Origin of the sequence: Arthrobacter sp. StoSoilA2 (genome assembly GCF_019977195.1) — a bacterium.
Taxonomy (GTDB): Bacteria; Actinomycetota; Actinomycetes; order Actinomycetales; family Micrococcaceae; genus Arthrobacter.
The window spans coordinates 2,010,486-2,024,032 of the sequence record NZ_AP024643.1 but is presented as its reverse complement, the minus strand read 5'-3'; the positions used below and the strand labels follow the sequence as shown (position 1 = coordinate 2,024,032).

Annotated in this window: 11 protein-coding genes; 3 read left to right on the top strand and 8 right to left on the bottom strand. The window is 62.9% G+C overall.

Annotation, left to right across the window (positions count from 1 at the left end):
• Positions 1-46: 46 nt before the first annotated feature.
• From rpe to LDN82_RS09250, 8 genes are all read right to left on the bottom strand, one after another.
• Positions 47-733, bottom strand: coding sequence for a ribulose-phosphate 3-epimerase (gene rpe / locus LDN82_RS09285; protein WP_224089664.1), 687 nt, complete (start codon positions 731-733; stop codon positions 47-49).
• Positions 734-875: 142 nt separating this feature from the next.
• The gene (locus LDN82_RS09280; protein ID WP_224167121.1) at positions 876-2,426 is read right to left on the bottom strand and encodes a transcription antitermination factor NusB; all 1,551 of its coding nucleotides are present in this window, start codon (positions 2,424-2,426) and stop codon (positions 876-878) included.
• Complete coding sequence (gene fmt, locus LDN82_RS09275) at positions 2,423-3,343, bottom strand: methionyl-tRNA formyltransferase (protein WP_224167120.1); 921 nt, start codon at positions 3,341-3,343, stop codon at positions 2,423-2,425. The genes LDN82_RS09280 and fmt overlap by 4 nt, the downstream gene beginning before the upstream one ends.
• Positions 3,340-3,912, bottom strand: a complete 573-nt coding sequence (def, locus tag LDN82_RS09270) for a peptide deformylase (RefSeq protein ID WP_224167119.1) — start codon at positions 3,910-3,912, stop codon at positions 3,340-3,342. The genes fmt and def overlap by 4 nt, the downstream gene beginning before the upstream one ends.
• A gap of 50 nt (positions 3,913-3,962) precedes the next feature.
• Positions 3,963-4,916: a cytochrome gene (locus LDN82_RS09265; RefSeq protein ID WP_224167118.1), complete on the bottom strand. Its 954-nt coding sequence runs from the start codon at positions 4,914-4,916 to the stop codon at positions 3,963-3,965.
• Between the two features lie 37 nt (positions 4,917-4,953).
• Positions 4,954-5,133: a hypothetical protein gene (locus LDN82_RS09260; protein ID WP_224089659.1), complete on the bottom strand. Its 180-nt coding sequence runs from the start codon at positions 5,131-5,133 to the stop codon at positions 4,954-4,956.
• 229 nt (positions 5,134-5,362) lie between these two features.
• Entirely contained in the window at positions 5,363-6,844 is a 1,482-nt protein-coding gene (locus LDN82_RS09255; protein WP_224167117.1) for a SpaH/EbpB family LPXTG-anchored major pilin, read from the bottom strand.
• Positions 6,845-6,951: 107 nt separating this feature from the next.
• Entirely contained in the window at positions 6,952-9,516 is a 2,565-nt protein-coding gene (locus tag LDN82_RS09250) for a GEVED domain-containing protein (RefSeq protein WP_224167116.1), read from the bottom strand.
• 806 nt (positions 9,517-10,322) lie between these two features.
• Between LDN82_RS09250 and umuD the strand changes: the two genes are divergently transcribed.
• From umuD to LDN82_RS09230, 3 genes are all read left to right on the top strand, one after another.
• The gene (gene umuD, locus LDN82_RS09245) at positions 10,323-10,754 is read left to right on the top strand and encodes a translesion error-prone DNA polymerase V autoproteolytic subunit (RefSeq protein ID WP_224167115.1); all 432 of its coding nucleotides are present in this window, start codon (positions 10,323-10,325) and stop codon (positions 10,752-10,754) included.
• A complete protein-coding gene (locus LDN82_RS09240; protein WP_224167114.1) occupies positions 10,747-12,045 on the top strand; it encodes a Y-family DNA polymerase in 1,299 nt (432 codons plus the stop codon). The genes umuD and LDN82_RS09240 overlap by 8 nt, the downstream gene beginning before the upstream one ends.
• Positions 12,046-12,557: 512 nt before the next feature.
• On the top strand, positions 12,558-13,433 hold the full coding sequence (locus LDN82_RS09230) for an NmrA/HSCARG family protein (RefSeq protein WP_224167112.1): 876 nt from the start codon (positions 12,558-12,560) through the stop codon (positions 13,431-13,433).
• The last annotated feature ends 114 nt before the right edge of the window (positions 13,434-13,547 follow it).

The window sequence follows — 13,547 nt, the reverse complement described above, 5'->3', positions numbered from 1 at the left end:
TGCCTGAGCTATTCCCCGCAATCTTCGTAACATCTGATGACGGTCGTCACGGTTTCGCCGAGCCGCCCGCCATTGCTGCCTTGGACCCGGCCGCTCGGAGCCGATCGATTGCCGCGGCAGGGTCTTCATCCCCGTACACAGCTGAGCCTGCCACGAAGACGTTTGCGCCTGCTTCAGCTGCGCGAAGGATGGTTTCCTCGGTGATCCCGCCATCCACCTGAATGGCCACGCCGATTCCGGATCCGTCAATGGCTGCGCGGGCGCGGCGGATCTTGGGCAAGGTGATATCCAGGAAGGACTGGCCACCAAAGCCCGGTTCAACCGTCATGATCAGGAGCATGTCCAGTTCGCTGAGCATGTCCAAATACGGCTCAACCGGAGTGGCGGGCCGCAATGCCATACCCGCTTTTGAACCACGGGCCCGCAGTTCACGGGCAAGCTTGACAGGCGCCATGGCAGCCTCGACATGGAACGTCACCGACGCGAGGCCTGCGTCCGCATAGGCAGGTGCCCACCTGTCAGCATCTGAAATCATCAGGTGTGCGTCCAAGGGAACCGGGCTGACGGCTTGGATCCGCTGTACCACCGGCAGGCCAAGCGTCAGGTTGGGAACGAAGTGGTTGTCCATGACATCCACGTGCACGGCATCGGCGTTGCCGATCCGCTGCAGCTCCGCCTCAAGGTTAACGAAGTCTGCGGACAGGATGCTCGGGTTGATACAGCACTGAGACAAGGCAGCCCCTTTGGGTCAGGTGTTTTATCGATTTGTGTTCAAGCGGGGGTGGCGGGCCAGGACTTTTGCGGAGCCAGGACTTTTGCGGAGCTAGGACTTTTGCGGAGCCAGGACTTTTGCGGAGCCAGGGCTTTTTGCGGAGCTAGGACTTTTTGCGGATGAGCGCCATGAACATGGCATCCGTGTGGTGAACGTGCGGCCAAAGCTGGGCCGTAAGCTCGTGCCCGGCCCCAAGGCTTCCGGTGAGGCTTACAGCGTCCAGTGCCTTGCCGGCGTCGAGCAGCTCAAGGTCATCACGCTTTCCGAGGACATCACCCACGACGGCTGTGGTTTCCGCCGGGTGGGGTGAACACGTCACGTAGGCCACAACGCCTCCGGGCTTGACGGCGTCGATAGCCGAAACCAGGAGTTCTCGCTGCAGCGGACCAAGGTCCGCGATGTCCTTGGGTGCACGGCGCCACCGTGATTCGGGACGCCTGCGCAAGGCACCAAGACCACTGCACGGAACGTCCACCAATACCCGGTCAAAGGAGTCGGGTTGTTCGCCGCCAACCTCCCGTCCATCACCGGTCCGCACCGTCCAGGATTCCGCAGGTACCGCAGACAGCGCCTGCTGGACCAGCTTGGCGCGGTGCGGTGCAGGCTCGTTGGCGAGCAAGGTGGCGCCATCACGGTGAGCCAGGGCGGCAAGCAATGCAGCTTTGCCTCCCGGCCCTGCGCACAAGTCCAGCCAGCGCTCTCCTTCGCGGGCAGGGGCTCCCAGATCGACGCTTGCAACTGCGCGGGCTACGAGTTGTGAGCCGACATCCTGAACGCGGGTAGTTCCCCTCCGGACCGACTCGAGCCTGCCAAGGTCGCCTCCGGCCGACAGCGCGGAGTCCTCTACCAGCTCTCCGGCCGCAGCCCCGTTTTCGAAAGCTTCCTCAAGGTTCCCCAGCCCTGGCAGAGCAACCAGATTAACCACAGGCGCCGCGTTGTCTGCCTCCAGCAGGGCTTCAATCTCGGTTTTGGATCTTCCATGGTTCACCAACGACTGTCGAAGTGCGCGGACGATCCATTCCGGGTGTGCGTGACGCAGGGCAGCAATCCTGGTCTCGTCAGTCTCCTGCTCCAGCAGGACGTCCATCCACTCGGCCATGGTGTGGGCGGTGACTTTCCGCAAGACGGCGTTGATGAGCGCAGACGGCCCGGCGCCGATGACCGCGCGGGCAAGGCCCACGGTTTGGTCCAGCGCAGCATGGGCAGGAACGCGCATGGAAAGCAGCTGATGTGCGCCGATGCGCAAGGCATCAAGGATCGCTGGGTCGAGTTGTTCGAGGGGCCGGTCCACGCAGCGGGCCAGGATGGCATCGTAGGTGCCCTGTCCCCGCAATGCACCGTAGCTCAGCTCGGTTGCAAAACCAGCGTCGCGGCGGTCCAGCCGATGTTCCCGGATTCTGGCAGGAAGGACAAGATTGGCATACGCGTCTTCCGACGCAACGGCGCGGAGGACTTCGTAAGCTACCAAACGCGCAGGATCAGCACGACGCGTGCGCTGCGACGGGGCGTTATTGGAGTAACCCCGCTGGGGCCCCCTGTTTCGTTCCCTGCCCTGGGCATTGCGCTTGCTGTCGCTACGGCCTCCACGATTGGCGTGTCCGCCACCGTCCCGGCTCCCGCTGTTGTTGGGGCCTCGCCGGCCGGACTCGCTCATTGGAATACCACTTTCTCAGGTGCAGCCAAGCCGCGGGCCCAGTCGGCCGGCGACATCATCTTTTTGCCGGCGGGTTGAATCCGCCCCAATTCCACTGCATGGGAACCAGTGCCTACCAGCACTGACTTTCCATCGACCCGGACGGCTCCGGGAGCAATGTCCTTGACGTCGGGCCGGAGCCCCACGGGTTCAAGCTTGATCCTTTGACCCTCCAACGTGGTCCACGCGCCGGGCTCAGGCGTAACGCCACGTGCCCTTCGATTCAGGGCAAGGGCTGGCTGTTGCCAGTCCAATCGTCCGTCCTCGAGCGAGAGTTTGGGGGCCAGGGAAACCTCGCCGGTCTGCGGCTGGGGCGCCGCCTGACCGGCGTCGATGGCCGACAGCGTCTGGCTGAGGAGGACGGCGCCACTCACGGAAAGGCGCTGAAGAAGATCACCAGCGGTGTCAGCCGGGCGCACGGTTTCGGTTAGCGTCCCAAACACCGGGCCGGTATCCAGCCCTTCTTCCAACTGGAAGGTAGCCGCCCCAGTGACGTCGTCACCTGCGATGATGGAGCGCTGCACCGGAGCAGCACCACGCCACGCGGGCAGGAGCGAGAAGTGGAGATTGACCCAGCCGTGCCGGGGAACGCCCAAGGCAGCGCGAGGCACGAGTCCCCCATAAGCCACGATGGCGGCGACGTCCGGAGCAATTTCAGCAATTCGGGCCGTAGTGTCAGCGTCCACCTTGGCAGCGCGAATGACCTCGATGCCAAGTTCCTCGGCCCGGGCGGCAACCGGTGACGGCGTCAGAACCCGCTTGCGTCCCAACGGTGCATCCGGGCGGGTCAGGACAGCAACGACGTCAAAGCCAGCCTTGACCAAGGCATCCAAGGATGGGACGGCGACTGCCGGAGTACCTGCAAAGAGGACCCTCACTCGGGAGCCCCGAAACTGCCGCCACCAAAGCTGGAACCAACAGAGCTTGCCCGCTTGGATGTGGTTTGCTCCGTCACAGCGTGGTAGTTGGCGTTTCGGATGGCACGCAGCGCGGCTTTTCGGTCTTCGCCCTCCAGCCTGTCCGTATAAAGGACGCCGTCCAGGTGGTCGGTCTCGTGCTGGAAGCAACGTGCCAACATACCTTCGGCCTCAACCTCTACGGGATTGCCATTGAGGTCCACACCCGTGGCGCGCGTTGCGCGGTGACGGCGCACGGGAAAACCAAGGCCGGGTATGGAGAGGCAGCCCTCGACTTCATCCGGTTGGAAATCTTCGCTGTTTTCCAGGACCGGGTTGATGATGTGTCCCTCTACACCGCCAATGCGATAGGTGAAGACCCGCTTACTAACGCCCACCTGGGGTGCGGCGAGGCCTGCGCCTTCCACGTCCTCCATGGTTTCCATCATGTCTGCTACCAGCTTGGCGAGCTCCGGACCGAATTCAGTAACGGGATCGGCTACGGTGCGCAACACCGGATCCCCAATGATTCGGATACTCAAAATTGCCATCTGCTGTCAGTCCTCACGATCGTCACACTCTGGTCCGGCTGTTGCGGAGCCTAAGCCAGTTTAGTTGAGTGCAAGCTGCTGCCGCTGTCCCTGGTCCCAGCGCCTGCAGGCACCAGCGAGGCGGACTCCGACGACGGCGACGCGGGCTCCAACGAGGGCGAGACGAACGACGGCGGCGGGACGGGCATGAGTGCCTGCCCAGCCGCAGTTACATCGGCAGACATCTCCCACACCCGCCTCAGAGCACAGAACTTCCACCAATGGTGCTTAAGGACATCCGGGTTTGCTCGTTGAGGCCTTACTTCCGTTTCTCCGATAGCCACGGCCAGCAGCATTGGATTCGCACCAAACTTCCACGGCTCCCACTCCCCCGCTACCGGGTCAACGAGGCTCTCTTCCGCCTTCATTCCCGCTACCAGTTGCATGACGACTTTGTCGTCGAGTGCCTTGACAGTGCCATCACGGGTGGTGCCCTTGGTCTTGTAATCGATCAGGCAGATGCGCCCGTTAATCCTCGCAACGAGGTCCAGCGTGCCGGCATAGCCAACAGTCTTGTTCCAGACAGTGATTTCCGGAGCCAGCGGCTCCACCCTGTACAGCTCCCACCATTCGTCAAAGCGGGCTGCAAAGGCCTGCTCACCGTGGGAGGCAAGCTCATCACGGCATTCCTGCATCCGATGCGGACGACCCAGCGCGCGCAAGGCCACCTGCTCACAGTAATTGTGGACGCGATCGCCTCTTGCCGCAGCTTGGTCCCTATAGATCTCAGCTGCCTTGGAAGCTTTGTTGACCGCCTGCCGGATCCTCGCCGGGCTGCCAAGCAAGGCTGGAAGTTCGGGATCTGCGGCCAAGCTGCTTGCCCCCATATAACTGAACCAACCGTCCAGGGAGTGCGCCTGCTGCCCTATCACCGTGGTGATGGAGGGGACAGAGAATTGCTCCGTTGTGGAGCGGGCGTACATTCGTCCGTAGTCGGTTGCGTGGGCAAGAAGTGGAGCAGTCATACAAAGACTCTGACACAGAGCACCGACAGAATTCCCCTCAGCTGCCAGGCGCGCCCGCTCTTGCTGGGCGAATTCCGCCTTCGACGGGCCGTTCCCCAAAGATCATTGCCGCCTGTTCAGCCGGCAGGCGGGCGAGCTTTGCCGCAAGGATGGGCGACGTCGTGGCCAAGTCCTTCAGGAGTGCCTCGGAGTCTTCAGGTTCTGTTGTTCCATTCATGTTGATGCTGTGCACTGGCCGGCATTTTTGTGACGCCGGAATGCTCCGTATGCACCGAATGTGGCTCGGTATCGCAGCAGTTGACCATCAACAGGGCTGCGGCGGTTTTAAAGTGCGGCAGTTGTGGAGACTGCAGAAGGGAATGCAAGTGGGGAAGAGCGCGTGGTTGGCGTTCTTCCCCACTTGGGGTTGCTGCGGGGGCCGCGGTAGCGGCGCCCTGCAGTGGGTGTTAGTTGTTGTTGGTGCGGCGGTTGCGGACGAGCATCAGGGCTGCGCCGGCGACGAGGAGGGCTCCTGCTGCGTAGAGGATGCCGGTTCCGACGCCACCGGTCAGCGGCAGTTCAAAGCCGCTGTTGGAGGGGATGTTCTTGACTTGCAGGTCGATCCCGACGCCGGTGGTGGTGCTGTTGATCAGGAAGGACACCGGCTCGGCGAGCAGTTCGTAGCCTGCCGGGGCGGTGGTTTCCACGAGGTAGTAGGTGCGGTAGTCCGGGGTTCCGGGTGCCACGGCTGCGCCGTTGGCCCAGTCCGAGTAACGCAGGCCCGAGATCGTCAAGGTGCCGTCCGCGGCGACGGTGAAGACGCTCTGGCCGTTGAGGTCTACCGGGTTCGTCCCGGCTTTCGCGTCGGCTTCGTTGGTGTAGACGGAGAACGCGGCACCGGCAAGGGCTGCACCGTTCTCGTTGACCTTCTGCAGGGTCATTTCGCCCCACTTGGTCACGACCGGGGGCGTGACGACCGGGCCGCCGGGCTGGCCCGGGGCGATGGTGAAGCTGGCAGCGTTGGGGTAAACGAGGGCTTCGTTTTCGATTTCACCGATGGTGTTGACCTTGGTGTTGACCATGACCTGCACGCGGGTGTCGGTGTGGGCTGCCAGTTTGGCCAGGCCGGCGGGGGTGAAGATGACCGAGACGGTGTTGTTCGCGGCGTCGAAGTTCACGGTGTAGTCCGTGCCCGCGGTCAGGGGTGTGCCGTCAGCGAGGGTCGCGGACGCGCCGATGTAGGTCAGTTTCTGGTCCAGGACGTCCACGATCTTGTAGCCATCGATGACGTCTTCGTTCGGGATGTCACCGGTGATGGTGAAGTCGATCTGGTCCCCGAGCTTCACGTCCGGGGCGTCCGTGACGGTCTTTTCAGCACCGGCGACGGAGTTCTTCGGGTAGACGTGGACGTCGTAGATCCAGTTGTCGTTGTTATCCGGGTCCGTCAACGGAACGGAGACCAGGAACGGGGCCGAGGGTGTCACACCGGCCGGGTAGTTCGTTTCCGTCACCAGGTACAGGCCCACCGGCAAGGCGGTGAACGCTGCGGTGCCGGCAGCGTCGGTGGTCTTCACCTGGGCAGCACCCAGGGTGTACCCGGCGCCGGTGATCGAACCGTTGGGATCGGCCGGGGCGAAGACGCTGGAGAGGTTGTGCGCGGCGTCCCAGCCGGCGTTGGTGGACAGGTCAATGGTGTTGACCTGCTCGATGGTGAACTCGATACCGGCCAACGGTGTCAGGCCGGTGGTGTCCACGGACGTGCCGTTGTTCGGCAGGCCCGTCGGGGTGGAGGGACGTTCGAACTTATGGACCGTGATGGAACCGGTCATGTCCCCGTCAACCAGGGGCGCAGCCGAAGCCGGGGCCACGGAGAAGGACATCGCCAACACCGCCCCGGCGATCGTGGCGGCGGCGGTCTTCCAAAGCCGCCCGGTGTGGTGATTACTCACAGTGTTTTCCTCTTTCATCGTGATGGTTCTTCCTACAGGTGGTACTCGGAGATGGACATGCACCGCCCCGCCCCGCAACACGCACAGGACCAGGAGGGAACTCTTCTTTAGGTAGTGACCGGCTCGTCCCGGGGGGTCGTGGATTCCTGCTGCCGGCGGTGGTTGGCGGCCAGGGCCAGGGCGAGGGCGGCCAGCAACAGGGCCGATCCTGCGGTGGTGAAGGGCCACCAGCCGATGCCGCCGGACTCGGGCAGCTCCAGGGCCGGAACGTCCCGGACCGTGAGCAGGAAGATCCCGTCACCATCGGCGTCGGTGCTGGTCACCACCCCACCCGCGGAGCCTTGACCCGTGGAGCCTTGTCCGAGGGTTACGGTGCCGTTGGTGGCGATGGTGAATTTCACCGGTTCGGCCAGGAGGTTGAAGCCGGCCGGGGCGGTGGTTTCTTCAAGCCAGTACGTTCCGGGCTGGATTCCTTCGAGTTGGAACCGGCCTGTTTGCCCCGCCACGGCCGTCACGGCGGGGCTGGCCAGCACGGCACCGGGGGTGCCGGCGTTATCGACGTGCACCGCCCAGGTGGAGCCGGCCATCGGCACCCAGGTCCCGCCGGAGGACTCGCCGATCTTCTCGATCAGGACCTTCGCCGGGGTGTGATGGGTGGTGGTGCAGTCAGGGCCGGCCGCTCCGGAAGAGGGTGCGCAGGTCTGCGGGGGTGTGGTGGTGGAGGTGCCCGTTACGACGTTGACGAGTTGTTCGTTCCACGCCCCGGCTTTGACCAGCACACTGTACGTCAGGGTGGCCGTCTGCCCGGCCGGCAGCGTAAACGCCGCCGTGGTCAGCACCGTGGAGGGTGGTACGGGGTTGGCCACCGGCACGGGTGCTCCGGTGCCGATGACCAGGGTCGCTGACCCGGACACGAACGTCGCGTCATCCAGGACCTCTGCCAGGTTGTCCTTCAGCACCACCCCGGTGATGGTGCCGCTGATACTGGACGCCGTCACCGTGTACACGATGGTCTGGCCAGGGCTCACGGACTGGTTTGCGGGAACGGACCCGTTGACCGTGGCGCTCTTCTTGATCTTCCACGCAGCCGGCGCGGTGACCTGCGCATCATCGGTTGCCGAAACAGGCAACCCCAGGGGCGGGTTCCCGGTGACCTTCGCCGTGTTGGTCACCAACCCCGTGGTCACATCCGAGGCCGTGACCACATACGTTGCGGTCGCCGTCACGGACTGCCCCGGCAAAAGGATCCCCGGAAGGCCAGGCCAGGCATACGACAAAGCCGACATCGTGCCCGTTCCGGAGAACTGGGTTTCGGTGATGACCACCGAGGTCAGCGTCACGTTGCCCGTGTTCTTCGCCACGAACGTATACGTCGCCGTTTCCCCGGCCACCAGCGTGGTCTTGTTCACCGTTTTCACCAACGTGATCGCCGGAGCAGACGAGGGAGCAACAGTGAAGACGTAATCCTCCACCTCACCGGAATCCGATGCACCGATCGGGACCTGGACCTGGGCGGTCGTGTAACCGATCCGGAACCGCGCATACGTCGTCCCCGCACCCACCCCGGCAGGGACCACCCAGGTCAGCGTCGCCGACGTCGCACCGGCCACGAACGAGGCGCAGGCCCGCTCGGTAGCGCTGTCGAAAATCCCGTTCCTGTTGAAATCAACCCACCCACACGTCATGCCCGGCTTGCCCGCCCCGCTGATCGCCACCGTCGTGGAATAACCCGTAGAACCCTGCACCATCGGAGCCAGCGTCACGCCGTCGTCCATCAGGTCCAAAGCCGCCGTCGCACCCGCATTCGGCGAAACCGTGCCGTTCGCCACCGACGCGTTGTCCTCAGTGACATTCGCCCCCAACGTCACATCCGACAGATCCGCCCGCGCAGCATTGTTTTGATCGTAAGTAGCAGGCGCATCACCAAAATCCTGCGGAACCGTCATCGCAATGACAAAGTTGTCCCTGTTGTGCAATGGGTCCGTACTGTCATTGACTGTGTAGCCCGGCAAGGCCGCAGTAGTTTGGACAAAAACAGCACTGACATTGAACGTCAACGAGGTCACAATGCCAGTGATACGGACCGAACCGCAGCCAGCGGTCGCCTGCGCGTCGATGGGATCGGGCGTGCCCGTCTGCACATTCGTATTACACGCCGTTCCGGCGTTGTCGTTGGTAGTGGTGATCGAGTTTCCAGAGACGGAAAGATTTCCACCGGAGAGCTTGGTCATGGTCAACCCCGAGGTCGCGAGGTTCAACACAGCGTGCTGCTGGGACTGCTTGTCAACGCTCCCGTTGCTGCCTACGTCATTCAAAACGTATCCGCCGAGGCCCACGATGTTGAGCACAGGATTCCGCGCCGGCTGGCTGAAAGCGATAGTGATAGTCCCCAAGCCTGTGCACGTGCCAACCGCTGGGCAGTTGTTGATCAGGTTCGATGAGAACTCCACCCCAGGAGCGGTGCTTGAAATGCCGGGTATGAAATCAGAGGCAACGTAGCCCCTGCTATCGAGCGTCGACCTGCCCACCAGATCGGTCAGTCCGGATTGATCGTACGTAGCCGTAAGGCCCGATCCCGGCATCGTCAAAACAGCGACCCCACCTGTGACGCTTGCCTGGTTGGTTGCTACTTCGTAGGCGTGAGCCGATGGACTTAGGTGGAGCACCCCCATTGAAAGTGCACCAAAAGCGACCATTAATCCGGCAACGAAGGCTGTTATTTTCCCAAGCAGATACTTCAAGGGATTCTCTCCAATGAACAGTGACCGACAGACCCCACAGCCGACGGCCAAACATATGTTGCGGAGCCTGACCGATTGCGTCCGGCAAGGTCGGGTCTCCAGTCAAAGGAGTGCGGGATTGGAAAAGTTCATGCCGCAAAAAGCGAAAACTCTTTGAGAAGCTTGGGGCTCCCCAGGGGGCGACCGGGCGGGAACTCGGACCTTCTCGCCGGATCCGGAGCTGGCCGGAAGAGGCTGTCATCTGGAACAACAGCCTGGTGGACTTTGATGCCCTCCAGCGCAGGATGGTTACTGCCAAAGCCGAACTACCGGCTCTGGCGCATCAGCTGCCGGCAACCTTCGCGGCCTTCGATGTCCCGGAGTGCTGGATGAAATCACCACCGAGGAAAGCTTTCTGAGAAAACGCGTCACTACCCTCTGCTAACGCGCACTACGTAGACGCGGGGCTCAAAGGCCACGGAATCTCTGTTAGCAAAACAGACTGTGGCTTCTGGCCCCCGTCACAAGCGCACCGCCTGCACAGTTTGTCCGGACTGAGTACGCAGGTCAGTGCGTACGCACGTTGGACAGGGGGACAACCCCCCGTCCTGGCCAACGTGCAGTGTGGCCGGTCACCTCCGGTTGGCCGGTCACACACCCCGGGCATAAGTCACCGAAGGCAACTTGGTGGAGTCCCTATTCTGTCGGTGGAACGGCGTACACTTTAATTCGAACATATATTCGAAAAAAGGTGTGTTGTGGGCGCGATAGTTGGCCCCCGTGTGATAGATGCGGGACTCTCTCTGGTAGCTGTACTGATGGCACCGGTAGCGGTTGCTGCTGGCTACCCCTCACCGGCCCAGGATTACTTCGACGGTCGCATTGACCTGAACGAGCACCTGATCAAGGACGTGACCAGTACCTTCATTGTCCGAGTCACCGGGCAGTCCATGCAGCAGGCCGGCATCAGCGACGGCGATGAGCTGATCGTCAACCGCGCACTGGAGCCCAAGGACGGATCTGTCGTTGTCGCTGTTCTTGACGGCGAGCTGACCATCAAGAGGCTGAGGATCACCGCCCACGGTGTCGTCCTGCAGGCCGACAACCCGGACTTTCCTGACATCAAGGTTCCAGCGCTCTCGGACCTGACCATCTGGGGCGTTGCGACACGGTGTTTGCACCATGTCTAAGCCCGCAATCATGCGCCGGATGCAGGAGATAGCGCATGTGGACGTGAACTGCTTCTATGCCTCAGCCGAGCGTGTCTTCAATCCCGCGCTGGAGGGTAAACCGCTCATAGTTCTCTCCAACAACGACGGCTGCGCGGTCACCCGTTCACCGGAAGCCAAGCGTCTGGGCATTGGGCTCGGCGAGCCGTGGTTCAAACTGCGCCCCCGGGCCAAGGAATGGGGCCTGGTGGCCCTGTCCAGCAACTACGAACTGTACGGGGACATTTCAGCCAGGGTCATGGAGCTGCTGGGCAGGTATTCAGCCTGGCTGGAGGTCTACTCCATCGACGAAGCATTCCTGGGCGTCAAGGGTGAACCCGATGAGCTGCTGCAGCTGGGCAGGACGATGAAAGAAGCCTGCAGGCGCCACGTTGGCGTGCCTGTCTGTGTGGGCATCGCGCCCACGAAAACGCTGGCCAAGCTGTGCAACAAATGGGCCAAGAAGAACCCCTGCTTCGATGGCGTCTGCCGCTGGGAATCTGTACCCGTCGAGCAACGGGAAGCACTCATGGCGAAGCTGTCGGTGATCGAAATCTGGGGCGTGGCCACCAGACTCACCAAGCGCCTGAACGCGATGGGAATCTTCTCGATCCTGGACCTCACCCGGGCTAATCCTGTAGCGATCCGCGACAAGTTCTCCATTGTCATGATGCGCACAGTTCTGGAGCTGCAAGGCACTCCGTGCATTCCCATGGAGGAAGAACGCATCGGCCGGGACCAGCTGATCTTCTCGCGGTCCTTCTCCACACCAATCACCACCGGTGCCGGATTGCGGCAGGTCATGAGCGTCTACGCGCAGATGGCCAGTGCCCGCTTGGCCAAACACGACCTGCAGGCGAAGGTATTGACGGCGTTCGCAGCGACGTCACACTTCAACCCAAACGAAAAGTCCTTCCCGTCGGCGTGTTTGGCGCTGCCGATGCCCACCGCTGATCCTGTGCTCCTGACCAGGGCAGCCCACGCCCTACTCCCCCAGGTCCACGAGGGAGTGAAGTACGTCCGCGCCGGGATCATGGTCACCGACCTCCGCCCGACCGGTAATCAGAAGCCCCTGGAATTGTTCGAGAACCCGCACGAAGAACGCGGCATCGGCATCCTCGTCGAAGAGGTCAGCAAACGATACGGCCGTGGCTCCATTGGACTGGGCCATGCCGGCATCAAAAACGGGCCGGACTGGTCCATGAAACGCGACATGCTCTCCCCCAGATACACCACCCACTGGGACGAACTCCCCCTCGTCAAAGCTGCCTGACCGGCAGCAACAACAGAAAGGAAACCGCAGTGGCTCTCGCACCCGAGGCCGGCACCGCGTAGCTGTCGGCGCCGGGGACGTCGCCAGCGTTGAGTACTGGCAGGTGCAGGCTCGACCATCTGGAGCCCACGCAGAGCTGCATACGTTCACGCTGCGGCGGGAGCCGCCGGCCACCGGGTGGCAGCTCTATTCCCGTTCCCGGGCAGCTGTGGGAGCGGGCCTGGCCTGCCTGAGTGCAGCGCGGAAGCTGGTTGAGGCCGATGCGAGCGCTTGGATCCAGTACGGTGGTTGCTCGCTCCAGCCGTAGGCCAGATCCACTGGGCAGGCGCACAGACCACAACAGTCTGGAGCGGCTACATGGATGGCGCCGCCCGCTCCGGCCGCCGAGCCGCCGAGCCGCCGATGAAATCCTCGAAAAACTCTCGCAACCGGCGCTCTCATCCGCCCGGACGGGGCGTGGGCTGTTCCTTCCGCCCCGGGTCAAATCCTCGGCCCGAATGGGATACTGAGCTATGGTTTTTTCGTCGGGCAGGGGCACTCCGGGTGTGGTGGTAGTGGTCGGTGCGACCGGCCGGCAGGGATCGGCCGTGGTCCGTCACCTCCTCAAAGACGGTTGGCAGGTGCGCGCCCTGACCAGAAATCCGTCCAGTGACGCTTCACAGGCCCTGCGCGCGCTCGGCGCCCAGGTTCCGCATGCGAACACCGAGGATCCCGGCTCTCTTCGGACGCCGTTCCAAGGGGCGTACGGGCTTTTCAACGTCCAGAATCCCATGACCAGTGGAATCGACGCCGAAGTCCGGCAAGGCAGCAACGTGGCGGAGGCAGCCGCTGAAGCGGGCATACGCCACGTGGTGTACGGGGCGGCAGGAGTCAGCGACCAGCCAACAGGCGTCGGTTCCTGGGACTCGAAGCTGGTTATCGCCCGGCGCTTTCGCGAACTCGGACTGCCGCTCACCGTGCTCCGGCCAATGGCGTTCATGGAACTAATGACGGACAAAGGTTACTATCCGCAGTTTTCCACCTGGCACCTGATGCCAAAGCTAATGGGCCCGACCCGGCCGGTGGGCTGGCTCTGTGTTGACGATCTGGGCGCCATCGCCGCCCGGATGTTCGCCGACCCCGAACGGTGGAGCGGCGCGGTGCTGGGACTGGCATCTGACGTGCGGTCAATAGACGAGTGCCGCACCTTGTGGCGGGAACGGACCGGACGAAAGCCCCGTGGTTTGCCGATGCCGGAGAAGCTGTTTGAACGGTTCGTGGGGAAGGACCTCACCACCATGTGGCGATGGCTGCGGACCGGGCAGTTCGACATGAGTACGCAGGCAACGCGCGAGGTCCTGCCGGAGGCCCGGACCGTTAAGGAATGGCTGATACAACGGCCAAAGTGAGCGGTACTGAGCACCGCGGAGACTGCGGGGCTGCCGCTTACCTTACCTGCCGGAGGTCGGGGCTCGAACTGCTCCTTGGTTGGAGGAAGGCACGACGCCGAAGACGCCACGGCA

Coding starts and splice junctions, on each gene's coding strand:
- LDN82_RS09280 (WP_224167121.1), bottom strand. CDS start 2,426: ATGAGCGAGTCCGGCCGGCGAGGCCCCAACAACAGCGGGAGCCGGGAC.
- def (WP_224167119.1), bottom strand. CDS start 3,912: ATGGCAATTTTGAGTATCCGAATCATTGGGGATCCGGTGTTGCGCACC.
- LDN82_RS09265 (WP_224167118.1), bottom strand. CDS start 4,916: ATGACTGCTCCACTTCTTGCCCACGCAACCGACTACGGACGAATGTAC.
- LDN82_RS09260 (WP_224089659.1), bottom strand. CDS start 5,133: ATGAATGGAACAACAGAACCTGAAGACTCCGAGGCACTCCTGAAGGAC.
- LDN82_RS09250 (WP_224167116.1), bottom strand. CDS start 9,516: ATGGGGGTGCTCCACCTAAGTCCATCGGCTCACGCCTACGAAGTAGCA.
- LDN82_RS09240 (WP_224167114.1), top strand. CDS start 10,747: ATGTCTAAGCCCGCAATCATGCGCCGGATGCAGGAGATAGCGCATGTG.
- LDN82_RS09230 (WP_224167112.1), top strand. CDS start 12,558: ATGGTTTTTTCGTCGGGCAGGGGCACTCCGGGTGTGGTGGTAGTGGTC.